We start from the raw sequence: 19,856 nt of genomic DNA on the forward strand, positions 1-19,856 counted from the left end.
GGGCGACAATGGGAGGGTCATGGACTTTTACAACGCCTACCACCAGGGTTTTGTCCGCGTCGCCGCCTGCACACACCACACCGCGATCGGCGATCCGGCGGCCAACGCCGAGTCGGTGCTGCGGTTGGCGGGCCAATGCCACGACGACGGCGTCGCGGTGGCCGTCTTCCCGGAGCTGACGCTGTCCGGGTACTCCATCGAGGACATCGTCCTGCAGGACCTGCTGCTCGACGACGTGGAAGGCGCCGTCGCCGACGTCGTCGCGGCGTCGGCCGACCTGCTGCCGGTGTTGGTCGTCGGCGCCCCGCTGCGCTACCGGCATCGCATCTACAACACCGCGGTGGTGATCCACCGGGGCGTGGTGCTGGGCGTCGTGCCCAAGTCGTACCTGCCCACGTATCGGGAGTTCTACGAGCGCCGCCAGCTCGCGCCCGGCGACGACGAGCGCGGCAACATCCGCATCGGCGATATCGAGGCCCCGTTCGGTCCGGATCTGCTGTTCGCCGCGTCCGACCTGCCAGGCTTTGTGCTGCACGTCGAGATCTGTGAGGACATGTTCGTGCCGATCCCGCCCAGCGCGGAGGCGGCGCTGGCGGGGGCGACGGTGCTGGCCAACCTGTCCGGCAGCCCGATCACCATCGGGCGCGCCGAGGACCGTTGCCTGCTGGCGCGCTCGGCGTCGTCGCGGTGCCTGGCCGCATACATTTACGCCGCCGCAGGGGAGGGCGAGTCGACGACCGACCTGGCCTGGGACGGCCAGACCATGGTCTGGGAGAACGGCGTGCTGCTCGCCACGTCCGAGCGCTTCCCGAAGGGGGAGCGGCGCAGCGTCGCCGACGTCGACCTCGAGCTGCTTCGCGCGGAACGGCTGCGGATGGGAACTTTCGACGACAACCGGCGCCACCACCGGACGACGGCAGAGTCGTTCCGGCGCATCGAGTTCCGGCTCGACCCGCCCGCTGGCGACATCGGGCTGCGCCGCGAGATCGAGCGCTTCCCGTTCGTGCCCGCCGATCCGCAACGGCTGGAACAGGATTGCTACGAGGCCTACAACATTCAGGTCTCCGGTCTCGAGCAGCGGCTGCGGGCGCTGGACTATCCCAAGGTGGTCATCGGGATTTCCGGCGGGCTGGATTCGACGCACGCGCTGATCGTCGCCGCCCGTGCGATGGACCGCGAGGAACGGCCGCGCAGCGACATCCTGGCGTTCACGCTGCCGGGCTTCGCGACGGGAGATCGCACCAAGCGCAACGCGATCGAGCTGTGCCGCGCGCTGGGCGTCACCTTTTCGGAGATCGACATCACCGAGACCGCGCGGCTCATGCTCAAGGAGATGGACCACCCGTTCGCGCGTGGCGAGAAGGTCTACGACGTCACGTTCGAGAACGTCCAGGCCGGCCTGCGCACGGATTACCTGTTCCGGCTGGCCAACCAGCGCGGCGGGATCGTGCTGGGCACCGGTGACCTCTCGGAGCTGGGGCTCGGCTGGTCGACGTACGGCGTCGGCGACCAGATGTCGCACTACAACGTCAACGGCGGTGTCCCCAAGACGCTGATCCAGCACCTGATCCGCTGGGTCATTTCGTCGGGCCAGTTCGAATCGGACGTGTGCGAGGTGCTGCAGTCGGTGCTGGACACCGAGATCACGCCGGAGCTCGTCCCGAGCGGCGAGGAGGAAGAGCTGCAGAGCAGCGAGGCCAAGGTCGGACCCTTTGCCCTGCAGGACTTTTCACTCTTCCATGTGCTGCGCTTCGGGTTCCGGCCGTCGAAGATCGCCTTTTTGGCGTGGCACGCGTGGAGCGATCCCGAGCAGGGCAACTGGCCGCCCGGATTCCCCGAGGACAAGCGACCGTCGTACTCGCTCAAGGAGATCCGGCACTGGCTGGGAGTGTTCGTGCAGCGGTTCTACTCGTTCAGCCAGTTCAAACGCTCGGCGCTACCCAACGGCCCCAAGGTGTCGCACGGCGGCGCGCTGTCGCCGCGCGGCGATTGGCGCGCCCCGTCGGACATGTCGGCGCGCATCTGGCTCGACGAGATCGAGCGCGAGGTGCCCGAAGACTAGGCGCGGCTCACGCCCTCGCGCGACGCCAACCCTGGTACTGCAGCTCCGCGAAGATCAGCGTGTAGGCGCCGGCCGCCAGGTTCAACACGACGCCGGCCGCGGTCAATGGAAAGACATCCGCGAGCACGAGAACCACGGCGGCCACGGTGTACAGCAGGTTCGCGATGATGACGCCCATGCCGGCGCGGCGTACCGACGGCAAGGCGGCCAGCCCCAGCACGGCCACGCCGTAGGCGATCAAGAACGCGCCCATGCCGTACTCGAATGCCTTCGTCGTGCCCGATAGGTCGGCGAGCCGGCCGGCCAGCGGGATGCCGGCCAGGCCGACCAGTCCGCTGATGAGGGCGTCGGCACGCATGGCAAAACGGAGCAACCCGTCGCGAGTTCCTGTGCGGTCGATGGTGGTGGCGGTGGTGGACATCCTGTTCCTCCTCGATGGCTGACAACAGTCGTCACTGAGGCTGCTCGGAAACCGCTGCCAGATCGACGCCACACACTGCCAACCACTGCCAACCGCAGGTCAGGGCCCCGGCAGTCACGGAAAGCGAGGGATATGCCGACGTGCCCGGCTCACAGCGACTCCGATGCGGCCGGCTTGCGGCGCGCGCTGTCGCTGAGAGGCGGGCAAAAAGTCACACTCTCCCTCGCGGTGACTCAAGGAAAGCTGGGGCGCGTCACCGCTCGTAGGTGCCGGTCAGTGTGCCCCGGGCACGCACATGCCCGCCCATCGCGGCCAGCAACGCCTTGGCCGTGGTGACAGTGTCGGGGATGGGCCCGTCGATCGCAAACACCTGGAACCGGTAGCGGTGCGGCCCGTGGCCGGGAATCGGGCGCGGCCCCGCGTAGCCGCGATGACCCAAGTCGGCCCGAATGAACCGGATGCCCGCGGTTCCCGGCCGCAAAGCGCCGGCGGCGACGCCGGCCAGCGTAGGCTCTAGCACCGCGACGGTGTGCAGCAGCGGCCGCGGCAGCGGAACGTCGATGTCGTCCATGATGAGCACCAGCTGCCGGGCCGCCGGCGGCACCCCGTCCCAGCTCAGCGGTGGTGAGGCGTTGTCCCCGACGCCCTTTCCCGCGCTCGCGCGTGGCATCACGCCGCCGTCGTCGAACGCGGGGCTCGTCACTGCGATCGACTCGGGAGCCGCAAAAGCTCTGCCGACCAACGGGCTTCGATGTGCGCCCGCGCGCACGCCGCGGAACAGTCGCCCCAGCGACGCCATCAGGCACCGCTTCCGGCGCCGCGCATGGCGACCGCGCTCGACCGCAGGACGTCGCCGAGCTCGGCCGGCAGGTAACCCTGTTCCGCCAATCGCGGCAGCACGCCGCCGCTTTCGATGATTTCGAGGATCAGGTCGGGAAGTTTCGGGACGCGACCCGAGTCTCCCGTGGTGTCGTTTCGCCACGTGCCCGCCCTCAGGTCGAAGGTCGCTGTGTCACCCTCGCGGAACACCTCGGTGGCGTGGGGCAAGGTCATCGCCGGCAGGCCGGCGTTGACGGCGTTGCGAAAGAACAACGAGTTGAATTCCTCGGCGACCAGGCCGGCGACCCCGAGCTCGGTGAACAGCGCCGCGACGGGGCGCGACGACCCGAGCCCGAAGTTCTTGCCCGCCACGACGATGTCGCCCGGTGAGACCTCGTCGGTCCAACCCGGGCGCACCTGGTAGAAGACGTGCTTGGCCGCCTCGGGCGGGTCCATCTTCATGGCGAAGGCCGGATACATGGCGTCGGTGTTGAGGTTGTCGCCGAACACCCAGAGCTTGCCGTGAAACTTCAGCGAGCCGATCGTCATGCCGTCACGCTCCTGGGGTCCGTGATGTATCCGGTGATGGCGGAGGCCGCGACGGTCGCCGGTGACGCCATGAAGATCTCGGCCTCGGTGCTGCCCATGCGGCCGGTGAAGTTGCGGGTGCTGGACGTGATGCACACCTCGCCCGGACCCACCACGCCCATGTGGTAGCCGAAACACGCACCGCACGTCGAGTTGGTGATCACTGCGCCGGCATCCGCGAGATACTGCAAGTACCCCAACCGCATGGCCTCCCGGTACACCGCCTGCGAGGCGGGCGTCACCAGCAGCCGCACCCCGGGCGCGACGGTCTTGCCGCGCACCACGTCCGCGGCGATCTCGAGGTCCTCGAGCTGGCCGTTCGCGCATGACCCGATGAATGCTTGGTCCACCTTCTGCCGATCCAGCCGCGATACCGGCAGCCCGTTGCGGCTGACGGTGCCCGGCCGCGCGACATAGGGTTCCAACGTCGAAAGGTCGATACGCCGGACGTCGCGGTAGTTCGCGTCGGGATCCGGTGCGGCCGCGTCGTATCCGGTGACGCCGGCGTCATCGAGGAAGCGGGCCAACACCGCGTCGGGCTCGAACGTGCTGAAATCGGCCGACACCTCGGCGCCCTGCGTGGCGATGGTGCGCCGATCGTGCATCGGGATCCCGGCCAGTCCGGGCCCGCCGAACTCCAGGTTCAGGTTGGGCGCGTCGCCGTACTCGTTGGCGATGTGCAGGAAAATGTCCTTGCCGCTCACGCTTTTCGGCTTGACGCCGACGAGTTCGTAGCGGATCGTTGGCGCGATCTGGAACCAGGTCGTGCCGGTGCACATGATCGAGTACACCTCGGCGGGCCCCAGGCCGCGGGCCGCGGTGTTGTAGGCGCCGGCGGCGCACGTGTGGGAGTCGGTGCAGGCCAGGATCTCTCCCGGACGCGCCAGCCCGTTCTCCGCGATGACCTGGTGGCAGATGCCGTGCCGGCCCACGTCGTAGAAGCGCTCGATACCGAAGTCGGCGACGAACTTTCGGGCGTGCCCGCCGCCGGTGGCGTCCTTGATCGTGGGTGCGGGAACGGCATGGTCCATGACGACCGCGAGCTTGTCGGGATCGTGGATCCGGTTGGGCGGTATCCACATGGTGGCGAACTGCAGGTCGATCAGGACGGTCATGTCGACGTCGACCACCACGGTATCGCCAGGTGACACCGAGTCCAGGCCGGCCTTGCGGGCGAGGATCTTTTCGATGACGGTCATGCCCATGAGCGGTCCCCCGCGTGTGCGTACTTCTCGTCCAGCGCCAGCCACTCCGCCATGCCGACCAGGTTGAAGAAGTCGCCTGGGCCGCCGGGGATGTGGGAGGTGGCGTCCGTGCCGTTGAGTTCGCAGAGGCCCTGCAGCATGGCCAAGGTCGCCTGAATCAGCAGATTGCTCGGGTGGATGGCGATCGCGTAACCCAACTCCTGCAGCCGCGATGCGGACAGCAGCGGCGTCAGGCCGCCGAGCACGAGGTTGATCAGCAGGGGAGCTTCGACTTCGCTTGCGATGCGTGCGATTTCGTCGGCGTCCTGCGGCGCCTCGACGAAGATGATGTCGGCGCCCGCTTGCGCGTATCGGTTGGCGCGCTCGATCGCGGCGTCCAGGCCGAGCGGGGCGCGGGCGTCGGTGCGGGCCACCACCAGTAGGGCGTCATCGGACCTGGCGTCCAGCGCGGCGGCGAGCGTCTGTTCGAACACCGCGGCGTCGACAACCTGCTTGTCCGGCAGGTGGCCGCACCGCTTGGGAAACACCTGATCCTCCAACTGGATTGCGGCCACGCCCGCGCCGTCGTAGGCCCGGACCGTGCGCACCACGTTCATGGGCGCGCCGTAGCCGGTGTCTGCGTCGGCGATCAGCGGAACGTCACCCAGCGTGTCGGTGATCATGCGGACCCGGTCGACCATTTCGGTCGCGGTCACCAGCCCGATGTCGGGCAGCCCGAAGCCCGACGCCGCGACTCCGGCGCCGGTCATGTACGCCGCGACGTGGCCCGTCCGCTTGGTCAGCTGCGCGGAGATGCCGTCGAAAACGCCTGGCGCGATGATGAGTTCACGCTTGGTAAGCAGGTCTTTCAGCCGTTGGCGGGCCGCTGTGGTGGCCATTTGCGTCCTTTCAGTCCAGTGCCCCCGCGACGGGGGCGGCGAGAAGATCGGTCAGGGAGTCGATGTCGTCGAGATCGTCGAGACTCACCACCGCCCGCTCGATCGCGGCGGCGCGCGCTCGGCTGGTGACCCGGTCGGCGAGCGCGTGAAACTTCGCCACCAGCTCGTCGTTGGTGACGGGGTCGTTGGGCGCGCCGTGCGGGAGGGCCACGCGAGCGCGGTGCACGGCGCCGTCGCGGGTGGTCACCGCGATGTCGGTGCGGTACTTCTCGGTGATATCGGCATCGGCCAGCGAATCGTCGAGGTGCACCGTGGTCGCGGCGATCAGTGACCAGATGTCGTCGGCGTCGAGGCGGGCGGGCGTGAATTGCTCGGGCAGCACGTTGCCGTCGAGCAGCGCCGCGGCGGTGGCGTACCCGATGTTCATCTGGGCGCCGATCGGTGTGAGCGGCCGTTGGGGCCGCCACCAACCGTGCTTGTAGACGGTCTCGCCCACGGTGATATCGATCGCTGAGATATTTTGCGGCGCAACCGAATCGCGCAGTTTTCGAGCGGCGTCGATCGCCCCGTGCAGGCCGCCCATCGCGGCATAGGACTTGACCATGATGATTGTGGTCTCCCAGCGCTGGCCGAGTTGCCCGGTCAGCAGCGAGGCGTCGGGGTTATGCCCCTCGCCGAAAACGCTGAGAAAACCGCCGTACTCGCGCTCAAACACCCGCTTGATGCCGGTATAGCCCGCCGCCGCAAGGCCCGCGGCGTAGAAGCCGTTTCGCGCCGCCAGGCCGTGGTGCATGCGCTTGCTCATGGCCTCGTACTGCGCGGCCATCAGCCCCGCCGACTGGGTCCCGGCCAGTCCCAGGGCGTCCTCCAGTTGCGCCGGGGACAGCCCGCGCAGTTTGCCGGACGCCATGGCCGCCGAGTGGGTTCCGAACACCGAGCCGGAATGCCAGCCGCGGTCGAGCATCTGGGTGCCGTGCAGTGTGTAGCCGACGCGGGGACCGACTTCGAAGCCGGCGATCGACGCCAGCAGCACGTCCGCGCCATTTGTGGCGGCCCCTCGCGTCGACGCTGTCGACAGCAGCGCCGGGATGAGCAGCGAGCAGCTGTGCAACGGGGCCAGGGGATGGAAGTCGTCGAGCTCGAAGCCCTGGATGAAGGTGCCGTTGAGGACCGCGGCGGCCGGCGCGCCGGCGGTGCGCCCGGTGCCGATCACCCGGGTGTCGCCGGGGCCTTCGAGGCCGAGCACCGCCTCGGTGGCGACGCGAGACCAGGGCAGTTGCGCCCCGACCAGCGCGCAACCGAGGCCGTCCAGGAGCAGGTGTTTGGCCCGCTCCACGACGATCGGGGGGACGTCGTCGAGCGTGAGACCGGCGACCCAGGTGGCCAGGTGACCGGTCGGCCCCGTCGGATCGGTGGCGGGCTGCCCTTGCATCGCGGTCATCGGGCCTTCCTCCGCAATCGTCAGTTGTTATATACATATAACAACTGGTTGTGCGGGCGCAAGGCAGGGGTGTGGAAACATTGACGACCGTGCGGCAGAGCGGCGGCAGGGCGGGACCGGTATCCACCGCCGCCGGGGTGCCCTTGCATCGGCAGCTTTTCCTGGTGCTGCACGACGAGATCGACCGCGGCGCCATCGCCCCGGGCGAGGCGTTGCCGACCGAACAGACGCTGTGCGACCAGTTCGGGGTTTCCCGGATCACGGTCCGCCGCGCGCTGGCGGACCTGGCCGAGCAGGGCTACATCGAGCGCAGGCACGGCGTCGGTTCGTTTGTGCGCGAGCACAGCCCGTCGGATCTGCCCGTCGGCGGCTCTTACCTGGCGGGGCTGCGCCAGACCCAATTCGAAACCGAGGTCGACGTGGTCGAGCTCGGGACGCGACGGACGCCGCGGGCCATCGCCGAGGCGCTGCAGGCGTCCGGCGAGCTGCTGCAGATCGTGCGCGTGCGCCGGCAACGGCGCACCGGTGAGCCGTTGATGGTCACCGACGCGTGGCTGCCGGAGGACCTGGCCGGCACCCTGACCGAGCCCGCGCTGCGGCAAACGCCGCTGTATGAGCTCCTGCAGGACGCCGGCATCGTCGTCGACCGCATCCGGCACGAAATCACCGCCGAGATCGCGGGCCCGCGCAACGCGCAGCTGCTGGACACCCCGATCGGTGCCGCCCTGCTCCGCGTCAACCGCCTGGCATTCGTGGGCGAAGCGCCGCATCACCACCTGTCGGTTCTGTTGTCGCCCAACCGCAGCCGCGTGCTCCTCAGCCAGACGGGCGACGAACTGGAAATGGCCGATGGCTTGACGATCGCCCATGACGTGGCGGCGCCACGCTAACGAACGAGCCCGACCCCCGGGACGAATCGGCCCGCGCTGGCGGTGTAGGCGCGATAGGCGTCGCCGTGCGCCCGCAACAGGTACGGCTCCTCGACGCGACGGACCTGCAGTTCGATTGTGGCGACGAGCAACAAAAGCCCCGCGAAGGCAACGACATTCGGCGTCACCAGCGCGATGCCGAAACCGAAGGTGAACATGGCGCTGTAGATCGGGTTGCGGATCTGGCCGAACACCCCGGTGTGCACCAGCGTGGTGGTCTCCCTCGTGTCCACCCCGATCCGCCAGGAATCGCCCATTTCCAGCTGCGCGTATACCGTCGCCGCGATGCCGGCCGTCGCCACCACGATGCCCACCACCTGGACCCACGCCTCGTCCAGCAGGTTGATGGGTTCAACGACCTTGGCCTCCTGCAGGATTGGGGCGCTCACCGCCACCGCGAGCGCTGCGAGGAAGCCGGCGCCGGCCAGCCGTTCCAATGCGCCGCCGGTGCGGACGCCGCGAAAGCCGGTCGAGCCGGTCCGCCGGTACTGCAGCCAACTGCGCCAGCCGAATCCGAGCGCCCCGAATATCCCGAAGAGGACCAAAGCCATGTCGGCGGCGGCTGTCGCCGGCATGCACGCTCCCATGACCGCAGGCATCGCAGCGAGGGTACATCAATCGGTTTGGTCAGGAAAAGCGTCCCGCACGGCCGCGTCGATCGCGGCGGCGCCCGGTGCGCAATCACCGGCGCCGGGCACCAGGGTCGCGAGCGCGCCCGCGGCGCAGGCGCGCCGCAGCGCGGCCAGCCGCCCGGCCCTCGAGCCCGGATTTGCGCCCGGGCCGTGCGGCCAGCTCGCCGCCAGCACCCCGGCGAACACGTCACCCGCGCCGGTGGTGTCCACGGCCGTCACCTCGGGTGCGGGTACGGCGAACTCGCCGTCCTCGCCGACGTAGCGGGCGCCGCGCGCACCGAGGGTGATCACCAAATGGGTTGGCCGCCAGGGCCACTGTTCGGCCTCGGCTTCGTTGGCGATCACCACGTCCGCGGCGGCGGCCAGTTCGGCCAGGGCGCGGTCATCGTGCCCGGCGGGCGAGGCGTTGACAATGACGGCTGCCCCGGCCGAGCGGGCCTCGCGCGCCGCCGCCACCGCCGTCGGCACCGGAATCTCCAACTGGGTCAATAGCACATCGCAGTCGGCGATCGGCCGGCACGCGCCGGCGGCGGCCGGCGTCAGCAGCGCGTTGGCGCCGGGTGCGACGACGATGCTGTTCTCGGCGCCGGCATCGACCACGATGACGGCGGTACCGCTCGGACCCGAAACCTCGATCGCCCCGTCGAGCCCAACGCCGTTGGCCCGCAGGTGGGCCCGCAACCGCGCGGCGGCCGCGTCATCGCCGAGAGCGCCGACGAACTGCACCCGCGCGCCCGCGCGCGCCGCCGCCATGGCCTGGTTGGCGCCCTTGCCGCCGGGGGCGGCGGTGAGCGACGAGGCCAACACCGTCTCGCCCGGCCGCGGAAGGGCATCGACGCCGAACGTCAGGTCCATGTTCACGCTGCCGACGACACAGACCCGCGCCATGACCCCGACGTTAAACCCAAGCCCGGCATTTTTGACGCCAATCCATTCGCGACAATCGCCGATATCGTGACGTCCGCGCGTTAGTCTGCACCGTGATCGGTGCTGAGTCCCGTCCGAGGGAGGGGGAAAGGCAAATGACGTTGACCGAGCCGAAAATGGCCGAACCGGCGTCTGAAAACCCGCCGGAATCCGCTCCCGAATCCGCATCGCCCGAAAAGCCGCGGCACGGTCCGCGCCGGCCCTTGGTGTGGCACCGCTTCCGCTTCGGCATCCAGTCCAAGATCCTCATCGCGATGCTCCTCTCGGGCATCCTCGGTGTCTCGGTGATCGGGCTCATCGGCGCGATATCCGGCCGCAACGCGCTGCGGCAGGTCGAGTCCGAGCGGCTGATCGAGTTGCGGGAGTCGCAGAAGAGGCAGGTGCAGGCGCTGTTCCGGGAGGTGACGAACTCCCTGATCGTCTACAGCGGCGGATTCAGCATCAACGAGGCCACGACGACGCTCACCGCGGGCTTCGAGCAGTTGGCCAACGCGCCGATCAGCCCGGCCCAGCAGCAGTCGCTGGTCAACTACTACGAGAACCAGATGATTGCGCCGATCAAAAAGTTGACCGGCGACTCGATCGATCTGAATGCGGTCCTGCCGACTTCCCCGGCGCAGAAGTACGTCCAGGCGTACTACACCGCGCCGCCGAGACCGACCGCCGACTCGCTTCCGGTCGAGGACGCCGGCGACGGGAGCGCCTGGACGGCGGCCAATGCGCGCTTCGATTTCTACATGCGCGGCATCGTCACTCGCTTCGATTATCGCGACGCCCTGCTGCTGGACATGCAGGGCAACGTCATCTATTCCGTCCGCAAGGGCCCCGACCTCGGGACGAATATCCTGACCGGTCCCTATCGGGAATCGAATTTGAAGGACGCCTACCAGAAGGCGCTGCGTTCCAATGACGTGGATTTCGTCTGGATCACCGACTTTCAGCCGTATCAGCCGGCGCTCGATGCACCCAACGCGTGGGTGGTCTCACCGGTCGGAATGAACGGCAAGATGGTTGGTGTCATGGCCTTCCCGGTGCCGATCGCGAAGATCAACAACATCATGACCGCGGGCAGACACTGGGAAGCTGCCGGCATGGGCGCGGCGACCGAGACCTATCTGGCCGGCCCCGACGGCCTGATGCGTTCGGATTCGCGCGAATTCCTGCAGGATCCCGAGCAATACAAGCGGGACGCGATCGGCGCCGGTACCGCGCCCGAAGTCGTGGAAAAGGCGATCCGGTTGGGCGGCACGACGCTGGTGCAGCCGGTTGCGACCGCGGGCTTTCGCGCTGCGCAGCGCGGGGAGTCGGGGACCATGAGCGCCACCGATTACCTGGGTAACAAGGAATTGGAAGCCTATGCGCCGCTGGATATTCCCGATTCCAACCTGCACTGGTCGATCCTGGCCACGCGCGACGACTCGGACGCTTTCGCGCGGCTGGGCAGGTTCAGCAAGACGCTCGTGATCGCGGTGACCACGCTGGTGTTCGTCATCAGCGTGGCCTCGATGCTGATCGCCGGGGCGGCGATGCGGCCGGTTCGGCGCCTGGAGGAGGGCACCCGAAAGATCAGCTCCGGCGACTACGACGTCAACATTCCGGTGATGACCCGCGACGAAATCGGCGACCTCACGGCGGCTTTCAACGAGATGAGCCGAAACCTTGCGATCAAGGAGGAGCTGCTCAACGAGCAGCGCAACGAAAACAATCGCCTGCTGCTGGCGCTGATGCCGGAGTCGCTCGTCCAGCGGTATCGCGAGGGTGAGGCGACCATCGCGCAGAAGCACCAGGACGTCGCGATCATCTTCGCGGACATCGCCGGGCTGGACGAGCTTTCCAACGATCTTTCCGGCGACGAACTGGTGGGGATCGTCGACGAGCTGTTCCGCCAGTTCGATTCGGCCGCCGAAACCCTTGGCGTGGAACGGATCCGCACCTTCCACAACGGGTACCTCGCCACCTGCGGGGTGATCACGCCACGATTGGACAGCATTCACCGAACCGTTGACTTCGCCGTCGAGATGCGCCGCATCATCGAGCGGTTCAACAGCCAGACCGGCCACGACTTGGGCCTTCGGGTCGGCATCAACACCGGAAACGTCATCAGCGGGCTGGTCGGCCGATCGAGCCTGGTCTACGACATGTGGGGCGCCGCGGTGAGCCTGGCCTCCCAGATGCACAGGGGCGCACCGCAGCCCGGCATCTACGTGAGCACCCCGGTGTACGAGGCCATGCGCGACGTGCGGCACTTCACGCCCGCGGGCACGATTTCGGTGGGCGGCACCGAGCAGGCGATGTATCGGTTGTCGGAACGATGATGAACGCCTGGAACTCCTCGTGGTTCTACTGGGCGGTGGGTATCGCCGTCGGATTTCCGATCTGCTTGATCGTCCTTACCGAGCTGCACCACGCGCTGGTCCGCCGGAACAGCCGCATCGCCAGGCAGATCGGCCTGCTGCGCAATTACCTGCTGCCCCTCGTTGCGCTCTTGCTGCTGCTCGTCAAGGCGTCGCAGATTCCCGCTGGCGAGGTGCCGGTGCGGCTCCTTACCACGGTTTTCGGGTTCCTGGTACTAGTGCTGATGCTGTCCGGGCTCAACGCCACTGTGTTCGAAGGTGCGCCCGAAGAGAGCTGGCGGGCGCGGATGCCCGCAATCTTCCTCGACGTCGCGCGTTTCGCGCTGATCGGTGTCGGGCTGGTTCTGATCCTCTCGTATATCTGGGGCGTCCGGGTCGGCGGCCTGTTCACCGCGCTGGGTGTCACATCGGTCGTCATCGGCCTGATGCTGCAGAACTCCGTCGGCCAGATCGTGTCGGGCTTGTTCATGCTCTTCGAGCAGCCGTTCCGGATCAACGATTGGCTGGACACCGGCACGGCGAAGGGACGCGTCGTCGAGGTCAACTGGCGGGCCGTCCACATCGACACCGGCAGCGGAATGCGCGTCACGCCCAACTCGGTGCTGGCCACCACGGCGTTCACCAACCTCAGCCGGCCGGCGGGCACCCACAAGCTGGCCATGACGACCACGTTTTCGTCCGCCGACCCGCCCGACCGGGTGTGCGCCATGCTGACGCGCGTGGCCCTCGGGCTGCCGCAGCTGAAGGCCGACACGGTGCCCCGCTCGGTACCCGTCGGCGGCGGCGAATACCGCACCTCCATCGGGCTGACCTCGCCCGCGGACGACGGCGCCGCGAAAGCGACCTTCCTGCGCTGGGTCTGGTACGCCGCACGGCGGGAAGACCTGCACCTGGACAACAGCGACGACGACTACTCGACCCCCGAACGCGTGGAGAAGGCGCTGCGCACGGTGGTGGCGCCGGCGCTGCGGCTGAACGCCGACGAACAACGCTCGCTGCATTCGTGCGCGAAACTCGTCCGCTACGGTGCGGACGAAACCGTCGAATACGCCGGTCAGATTCCGGGCGGAATGACGTTCTTGGTCGAGGGCCGCGTGCAGCTGACCGCGATGGCCGACGACGGATCGATCGTCCCGATCAGCACGCTGCTCGAGGGCTCGTTCCTCGGGCTGACCGCGCTGACCCGGCAGCCCAATATGGCGAGCGCGTACGCGCTCGACGAGGTGACCGCGCTGGAGATCGACCGCGAACACATCGAGCACCTGGTGATGCGTGAACCGTTGCTGCTACAGAACTTCGGCCACATCCTCGAAGAGCGGCAAAGCAAAGTGCGACAGGCGCGGCGCGGCGAGCGGGTCGCGTGAGCCGCCCGCTCTGACCTGGCCCGCTAAGGACCGTTACGCTGGATAAATGAGTCTGCAAGCTCCGACGCGCCCCGACTTGCGCCGGGAGGTCCACGACGCCGCGCGCCGCGCCCGGGTCGCCGCCCGCGCGCTGGCGTTGTTGCCGACTGTCGCCAAGGACGCGGCGCTGCAGTCGGCCGCCGACGCGATAGGCGCCCACACCGAGCGGATCCTGGCGGCCAACGCCGAAGACCTCGACGCCGCCCGGGCCGCCGGCACGCCGGCCGCGATGCTCGACCGGTTGGCCCTGGACCGCAAGCGCGTCGACGGAATCGCCGCCGGCCTGCGCCAGGTCGCCGGGCTGCCCGACCCCGTCGGCGAGGTGCTGCGCGGCTACACCCTGCCCAACGGGCTGCACCTGCGCCAGCAGCGGGTCCCGCTCGGCGTCGTCGGCATGATCTACGAGGGCCGGCCGAACGTGACGGTGGACGCGTTCGGGCTGGCGCTCAAGTCGGGCAACGCGGTGCTGCTGCGCGGCAGCTCGTCGGCGGCGAAGTCCAACCAGGCCCTCGTCGACGTGCTGCGCGGATCGCTGGTCAGCGAGGACCTGCCCGCCGACGCGGTTCAGCTGCTGTCGACCGCCGATCGATCCACGGTGACCCACCTGATCCAGGCGCGCGGACTGGTCGACGTGGTGATCCCGCGCGGCGGAGCGAGCCTGATCGACGCGGTGGTGCGCGACGCCCGGGTGCCCACCATCGAGACCGGTGTCGGCAACTGCCACGTGTACGTGCACGAGTCCGCCGACCTCGACGTGGCGGAACGGATCCTGCTGAACTCCAAGACCCGTCGGCCCAGCGTCTGCAACGCCGCCGAGACGCTGCTGGTCGACGCCGCGATCGCGGGGACGGCCATGCCCAGGCTGGTCGGCGCCCTGCAGGACGCGGGGGTGACGGTTCACTTGGACGCGGGTGAGGACGACCTGCGCCGCGAATACCTGTCGATGGACATCGCGGTGGCCGTCGTAGACGGCGTCGACGCCGCGATCGCCCACATCAACGAATACGGCACCGGGCACACCGAGGCCATCGTGACGACGAATATGGCTGCGGCTCAACGGTTCAGCGACGGAGTCGACGCGGCCGCGGTGATGGTCAACGCTTCGACGGCCTTCACCGACGGCGAGCAGTTCGGGTTTGGCGCCGAGATCGGCATCTCCACGCAGAAGCTGCATGCGCGCGGCCCGATGGGGTTGCCGGAACTGACCTCGACCAAGTGGATCGCGTGGGGAGACGGGCAGACCCGCCCGGCCTGACGTCCAAAGCCTTAGGAGACCTGACATCGTGAGTGTGCCCGCCCGGCCGGCGCCGCTGTTCGCCGACATCGACGACGTCTCGCGGCGGTTGGCCGAGACCGGCTACCTACCCGACACCGCCACCGCGACGGCCGTATTCCTGGCCGACCGGCTCGGCAAGCCGCTGCTGGTGGAGGGTCCCGCCGGCGTCGGCAAGACCGAGCTGGCCCGCGCCGTCGCCCAGGCCACCGGCTCGGGCCTGGTGCGCCTGCAGTGCTACGAGGGGGTCGACGAGGCCCGCGCGCTCTACGAGTGGAATCACGCCAAGCAGATCCTGCGCATCCAGGCCGGCTCCGGGGACTGGGACCAGACCAAGGACGACGTGTTCAGCGAGGAGTTCTTGCTGTCGCGGCCGCTGCTGACCGCCATCCGGCGCAGCGAGCCGACGGTGCTGCTGATCGACGAGACGGACAAGGCCGACATCGAGATCGAGGGCCTGCTACTCGAGGTGCTCTCCGACTTCGCCGTGACCGTGCCCGAACTGGGCACGATCGTCGCGGAGCGGGCGCCGTTCGTGGTGCTGACCTCCAACGCCACCCGTGAACTGTCCGAGGCGCTCAAGCGGCGCTGCCTGTTCCTGCACATCGACTTCCCGAGCCCCGACCTGGAGCGGCGCATCCTGCTGTCCCGGGTTCCCGACCTGCCGGCGCACCTGGCCGAGGAATTGGTGCGCATCATCGGGGTGCTGCGCGGAATGCAGCTGAAGAAGGTGCCGTCCATCGCCGAGACCATCGACTGGGGCCGCACGCTGCTTGCGTTGGGCCTGGACACCATCGACGACGCGGTGGTCGCCGCCACGCTCGGCGTGGTGCTCAAGCATCAATCCGACCAGCAACGCGCCGCGGGAGAACTGAGGCTCAACTGATGGCCGCCCGCCGCATCCGCCCCAGCCGCCCGCTCGCCCCGCACGGGCTGCCGGGCCACCTGGTCGGTTTCGTGGAAGCGCTTCGCGCGCAAGGCATTTCGGTGGGCCCCTCGGAGACGGTGGACGCCGGGCGGGTGATGGCCACCCTCGGCCTGGCCGATCGTGAGGTGTTGCGGGAGGGGATCGCCTGCGCCGTGCTGCGCCGCCCCGACCACCGGGAAACCTACGACGCCATGTTCGACCTGTGGTTCCCCGCCGCGCTGGGCGCCCGCGCGGTGGTCACCGAAGAGGAGGCCGGCGAGGCCAAGGACGGCGCCCTGCCGCCCGACGACGTCGAGGCGATGCGCCAGATGCTGCTGGACCTGCTCACCGAAAACCCCGAATTGGCCGACATGGACGAGCGTCTCGTCGCGATGATCGCTCGGATCGTAGAGGCCTACGGCAAATACAGTTCCAGCCGCGGCCCGTCGTTCTCGTCGTATCAGGCGCTCAAGGCGATGGCGCTGGACGAATTGGAGGGCAAGCTGCTGGCGGGGCTGCTCGCGCCGTACGGCGACGAGCCCACGCCCACGCAGGAGCAGATCGCCAAAGCGCTGGCGGCCCAGCGGATCACGCAGCTGCGCAAGATGGTCGACGCCGAGACCAAGCGGCGCACCGCCGAGCAGTTGGGTCGCGACCACGTCCAGATGTACGGCATCCCACAGCTTTCGGAGAACGTCGAGTTCCTGCGCGCATCCGGCGAGCAGCTGCGCCAGATGCAACGGGTGGTGGCGCCGCTGGCCCGCACCCTGGCGACCCGGTTGGCCGCGCGCCGGCGGCGCTCCCGCGCCGGGACCATCGACCTGCGCAAGACGCTGCGCAAGTCCATGTCCACCGGCGGGGTGCCGATCGACGTGGTGCTGGCCAAGCCCCGCCCGGCCCGTCCGGAACTGGTTGTGCTGTGCGATGTCTCGGGCTCGGTCGCCGGGTTCAGCCACTTCACCCTGCTGCTGGTGCACGCCTTGCGGCAGCAGTTTTCCCGGGTTCGGGTCTTCGCGTTCATCGACACGACCGACGAGGTGACCCACATGTTCGGCCCGGAAGCCGACCTGGCCGTGGCTATTCAGCGGATCACCCGTGAGGCCGGCGTGTACAGCCGCGACGGGCACTCCGACTACGGCAACGCGTTCGTCTCGTTCCTGCAGGCGCACCCGAACGCGCTGTCGCCGCGCAGCTCACTGCTGGTGCTCGGCGACGGGCGCACCAACTACCGCGACCCGGCCATCGATGTGCTCGTCGACATGGTGACCGCCAGCCGCCACGCGCACTGGCTCAACCCCGAACCCAAGCACCTGTGGGGGAGCGGCGACTCGGCGGTGCCGCGCTACCAAGAGGTCATCACGATGCACGAATGCCGGTCCGCCAAGCAGTTGGCGGCGGTGATCGACCAACTGTTGCCGGTGTGACATCGCGGCTTTATCCGCCGAGCGTCACGCTGGCTTGGCCGTCGGCGCCCAGCGCCACGCTGGCGTGACTCTCGGCCCGCCGGGGCCACTAGCTGGGGAATCGGTGCCGCTGTTGAGCTCAAGTAAGCTGGCAAATCGTGCAAAAGCAGCTTCGCCGGCTCGGGGTGATGGGTGGGACGTTCGACCCCATCCATTACGGCCACCTGGTGGCCGCCAGCGAGGTCGCCGACCTGTTCGACCTGGACCAGGTGGTCTTCGTGCCCAGCGGCCAGCCCTGGCAGAAGAGCAGGCACGTCTCGGCCGCCGAGGACCGTTATCTGATGACGGTGATCGCCACGGCGTCCAACCCGCGGTTCTCGGTGAGCCGCGTCGACATCGACCGCGGCGGGCCCACCTACACCCGTGACACGCTGGCCGACCTGCACGCGCTCAACCCCGAATCGCAGCTGTACTTCATCACCGGCGCCGATGCGCTCGAGTCGATCCTGTCGTGGCAGGGCTGGGAGGAGCTGTTCGGGTTGGCGCGCTTCATCGGCGTCAGCCGTCCCGGCTATGAGCTGCGCCGCGAACACGTCACCGGCGTCCTCGGCGAGCTGACGGAGGACGCGCTGACGCTCGTGGAGATTCCGGCGCTGGCGATCTCGTCGACCGACTGCCGCCGGCGCGCCGAGGAGGGCCGCCCGCTGTGGTACCTGATGCCCGACGGTGTGGTGCAGTACGTGTCGAAGCGTCGCCTCTACCGAACGGCCGAACCCACTACGCGCCCAACGACGTTCGCGGCGGGAAACAACACGTGACCGCCACCCAGGAAGCCATCGACATGGCCACGGTGGCGGCCGGCGCGGCCGCCTCGAAACTGGCCAACGACGTACTCGTCATCGACGTGTCCAGCCAGCTGGTGATCACGGACTGCTTCGTCATCGCCTCGGCGTCCAACGAGCGGCAGGTCAACGCCATCGTCGACGAGGTCGAGGAGAAAATGCGCAAGGCCGGCTACCGCCCGGCGCGGCGCGAGGGCGCCCGGGAAGGCCGCTGGACGCTGCTGGACTACCGCGACATCGTCGTGCACATCCAGCACCAGGACGACCGGAACTTCTACGCGCTGGACCGGCTGTGGGGCGACTGCCCAGTGATCTCGGTGGACCTGGACGACCCGGAAGGTCCTGCGGACTCGGCGAGCGCGCGATGAGGATCCGCCGCCTGGTGATGCTCCGGCACGGCCAAACCGACTTCAACGCCGGCAGCCGGATGCAGGGGCAGCTGGACTCCGCGCTCACCGAACTCGGTCGCGCCCAGGCGGTCGCCGCCGCCGAAGTGCTGGGCAAGCTGCCGCCGTTACTGATCGTTTCGTCGGACCTGCATCGCGCCTACGACACCGCAGTCACGCTCGGGGAGCGGACCGGGTTGACGGTCCGGGTGGACCCCCGGTTGCGCGAGACCCATTTGGGCGACTGGCAGGGGCTGACGCACACCGAGGTCGACGCGCAGGCGCCCGGCGCGCGGCTGGCCTGGCGAGACGACGCCAGGTGGGCGCCGCACGGCGGGGAAAGCAGGGTCGACGTGGCCGCGCGAAGCGTGCCGGTGGTCGCCGAGCTGGTGACCGGCGAGCCGGAATGGGGTGATCCCGACGGGCCGGACCGACCCGTGGTGCTGGTGGCGCACGGGGGTCTGATCGCGGCCCTGTCCGCCGCGTTGCTCAAGCTGCCGGTCGACAACTGGCCGATGCTGGGCGGCATGGGCAACGCCAGTTGGGCTCAACTGAGTGGGCATGCCGGTGACTCGGATGTCGATTTCGGCAGCATCCGTTGGCGCCTGGATGTGTGGAACGCTTCTGCTCAGGTCGCCAACGATGTCCTCTGACGCGCGCGCGAGGCCCACCCTGTTGGTGTTCGCCGATTCCCTGTCCTATTACGGGCCCACCGGCGGCTTGCCCGCCGACGACCCGCGCATCTGGCCCAATATCGTTGCCAGCCAACTGGGTTGGGACGTGGAACTGATCGGGCGCATCGGCTGGACTTGCCGCGATGTCTGGTGGGCGGCGACGCAGGACCCGCGGGCCTGGGCGGCGCTGCCCCGGGCGGGTGCGGTGATCTTCGCGACCGGCGGGATGGATTCGCTGCCCTCGGTGCTGCCGACCGCGGTGCGCGAGCTGATCCGCTACGTGCGGCCGCCGTGGCTGCGGCGCTGGGTCCGCGACGGCTACGCGTGGCTGCAGCCCCGGCTCTCGCCGGTGGCCCGGTCGGCGCTGCCGCCGCACCTGAGCGCCGAATACCTCGAACAGACTCGCGGCGCAATCGATTTCAACCGCCCGGGCATTCCGATCGTGGCGTCGCTGCCGTCGGTGCACATCGCCGAGACGTACGGCAAGGCTCACCACGGCCGCGCGGGGACGGTGGCCGCGATCACGGAATGGGCGCAGCAACACGATATTCCCCTGGTGGATCTCAAAGCCGCTGTGGCCGAACAGGTTATGAGTGGTCGCGGCAATCCCGACGGCATCCATTGGAATTTCGAAGCCCATCAGGCGGTCGCGGAGCTGATGCTCAAGGCACTGGCGGAAGCCGGCATTGCCAACGAGAAGCCGCGCGGGTAG

Annotated in this window: 19 protein-coding genes and 1 tRNA gene; 11 read left to right on the forward strand and 9 right to left on the reverse strand. The window is 68.7% G+C overall.

Annotation, left to right across the window (positions count from 1 at the left end):
* The first annotated feature begins 19 nt into the window (after positions 1 to 19).
* Complete coding sequence (locus AWB92_RS02700) at positions 20 to 2,062, forward strand: NAD(+) synthase (protein ID WP_085183937.1); 2,043 nt, start codon at positions 20 to 22, stop codon at positions 2,060 to 2,062.
* A 7-nt stretch (positions 2,063 to 2,069) separates the two neighbouring features.
* Here AWB92_RS02700 and AWB92_RS02705 read toward each other — a convergent pair whose 3' ends face one another.
* The 7 genes from AWB92_RS02705 to AWB92_RS02730 form a co-directional block, all read right to left on the reverse strand.
* Positions 2,070 to 2,483, reverse strand: coding sequence for a hypothetical protein (locus AWB92_RS02705; protein ID WP_085183938.1), 414 nt, complete (start codon positions 2,481 to 2,483; stop codon positions 2,070 to 2,072).
* Positions 2,484 to 2,736: 253 nt separating this feature from the next.
* Entirely contained in the window at positions 2,737 to 3,282 is a 546-nt protein-coding gene (locus AWB92_RS02710; protein WP_085183939.1) for a YbhB/YbcL family Raf kinase inhibitor-like protein, read from the reverse strand.
* Entirely contained in the window at positions 3,282 to 3,851 is a 570-nt protein-coding gene (locus tag AWB92_RS02715; protein ID WP_085183940.1) for a 3-isopropylmalate dehydratase, read from the reverse strand. Before AWB92_RS02715 ends, AWB92_RS02710 begins: the two co-directional genes overlap by 1 nt.
* Positions 3,848 to 5,095 carry an aconitase/3-isopropylmalate dehydratase large subunit family protein gene (locus AWB92_RS02720; RefSeq protein WP_085183941.1) on the reverse strand — a complete coding sequence of 416 codons (1,248 nt, stop codon included), beginning with the start codon at positions 5,093 to 5,095 and terminating at the stop codon, positions 3,848 to 3,850. The genes AWB92_RS02715 and AWB92_RS02720 overlap by 4 nt, the downstream gene beginning before the upstream one ends.
* The gene (locus AWB92_RS29740; RefSeq protein ID WP_158090347.1) at positions 5,086 to 5,568 is read right to left on the reverse strand and encodes an isocitrate lyase/phosphoenolpyruvate mutase family protein; all 483 of its coding nucleotides are present in this window, start codon (positions 5,566 to 5,568) and stop codon (positions 5,086 to 5,088) included. The genes AWB92_RS02720 and AWB92_RS29740 overlap by 10 nt, the downstream gene beginning before the upstream one ends.
* Positions 5,540 to 5,657: transfer RNA gene (locus AWB92_RS29745), tRNA-Val, on the reverse strand. Before AWB92_RS29745 ends, AWB92_RS29740 begins: the two co-directional genes overlap by 29 nt.
* Positions 5,658 to 5,983: 326 nt before the next feature.
* A complete protein-coding gene (locus tag AWB92_RS02730) occupies positions 5,984 to 7,414 on the reverse strand; it encodes an MmgE/PrpD family protein (protein ID WP_085183943.1) in 1,431 nt (476 codons plus the stop codon).
* Positions 7,415 to 7,485: 71 nt separating this feature from the next.
* On the opposite strand from AWB92_RS02730, the gene AWB92_RS02735 reads away from it, so the two are divergent.
* Positions 7,486 to 8,304: a GntR family transcriptional regulator gene (locus AWB92_RS02735; protein WP_173817329.1), complete on the forward strand. Its 819-nt coding sequence runs from the start codon at positions 7,486 to 7,488 to the stop codon at positions 8,302 to 8,304.
* Here the strand turns inward: AWB92_RS02735 and AWB92_RS02740 are convergent.
* The gene (locus tag AWB92_RS02740; protein ID WP_085184075.1) at positions 8,301 to 8,918 is read right to left on the reverse strand and encodes an isoprenylcysteine carboxylmethyltransferase family protein; all 618 of its coding nucleotides are present in this window, start codon (positions 8,916 to 8,918) and stop codon (positions 8,301 to 8,303) included. The two genes, AWB92_RS02735 and AWB92_RS02740, sit on opposite strands and share 4 nt — an antisense overlap.
* Before the next feature lie 39 nt (positions 8,919 to 8,957).
* Positions 8,958 to 9,863, reverse strand: a complete 906-nt coding sequence (locus tag AWB92_RS02745) for a PfkB family carbohydrate kinase (RefSeq protein ID WP_085183945.1) — start codon at positions 9,861 to 9,863, stop codon at positions 8,958 to 8,960.
* A gap of 293 nt (positions 9,864 to 10,156) precedes the next feature.
* On the opposite strand from AWB92_RS02745, the gene AWB92_RS02750 reads away from it, so the two are divergent.
* From AWB92_RS02750 to octT, 9 genes are all read left to right on the forward strand, one after another.
* The gene (locus AWB92_RS02750; RefSeq protein ID WP_241523348.1) at positions 10,157 to 12,217 is read left to right on the forward strand and encodes an adenylate/guanylate cyclase domain-containing protein; all 2,061 of its coding nucleotides are present in this window, start codon (positions 10,157 to 10,159) and stop codon (positions 12,215 to 12,217) included.
* Complete coding sequence (locus tag AWB92_RS02755; protein ID WP_085183947.1) at positions 12,217 to 13,620, forward strand: mechanosensitive ion channel family protein; 1,404 nt, start codon at positions 12,217 to 12,219, stop codon at positions 13,618 to 13,620. The genes AWB92_RS02750 and AWB92_RS02755 overlap by 1 nt, the downstream gene beginning before the upstream one ends.
* Before the next feature lie 46 nt (positions 13,621 to 13,666).
* A complete protein-coding gene (locus AWB92_RS02760; RefSeq protein WP_085183948.1) occupies positions 13,667 to 14,914 on the forward strand; it encodes a glutamate-5-semialdehyde dehydrogenase in 1,248 nt (415 codons plus the stop codon).
* Between the two features lie 28 nt (positions 14,915 to 14,942).
* Entirely contained in the window at positions 14,943 to 15,818 is an 876-nt protein-coding gene (locus AWB92_RS02765) for a MoxR family ATPase (RefSeq protein ID WP_068107921.1), read from the forward strand.
* A complete protein-coding gene (locus AWB92_RS02770) occupies positions 15,818 to 17,263 on the forward strand; it encodes a VWA domain-containing protein (protein WP_068107919.1) in 1,446 nt (481 codons plus the stop codon). The genes AWB92_RS02765 and AWB92_RS02770 overlap by 1 nt, the downstream gene beginning before the upstream one ends.
* A 137-nt stretch (positions 17,264 to 17,400) precedes the next feature.
* On the forward strand, positions 17,401 to 18,060 hold the full coding sequence (gene nadD, locus AWB92_RS02775; RefSeq protein ID WP_085183949.1) for a nicotinate-nucleotide adenylyltransferase: 660 nt from the start codon (positions 17,401 to 17,403) through the stop codon (positions 18,058 to 18,060).
* Positions 18,057 to 18,452, forward strand: a complete 396-nt coding sequence (gene rsfS / locus AWB92_RS02780) for a ribosome silencing factor (protein ID WP_068107916.1) — start codon at positions 18,057 to 18,059, stop codon at positions 18,450 to 18,452. Before nadD ends, rsfS begins: the two co-directional genes overlap by 4 nt.
* Entirely contained in the window at positions 18,449 to 19,123 is a 675-nt protein-coding gene (gene gpgP, locus AWB92_RS02785; RefSeq protein ID WP_085183950.1) for a glucosyl-3-phosphoglycerate phosphatase, read from the forward strand. The genes rsfS and gpgP overlap by 4 nt, the downstream gene beginning before the upstream one ends.
* Positions 19,113 to 19,856, forward strand: coding sequence for a diglucosylglycerate octanoyltransferase (gene octT / locus AWB92_RS02790; protein ID WP_085183951.1), 744 nt, complete (start codon positions 19,113 to 19,115; stop codon positions 19,854 to 19,856). Before gpgP ends, octT begins: the two co-directional genes overlap by 11 nt.

The sequence above is a fragment of the Mycobacterium sp. IEC1808 genome (genome assembly GCF_002101935.1).
Taxonomy (GTDB): Bacteria; Actinomycetota; Actinomycetes; order Mycobacteriales; family Mycobacteriaceae; genus Mycobacterium.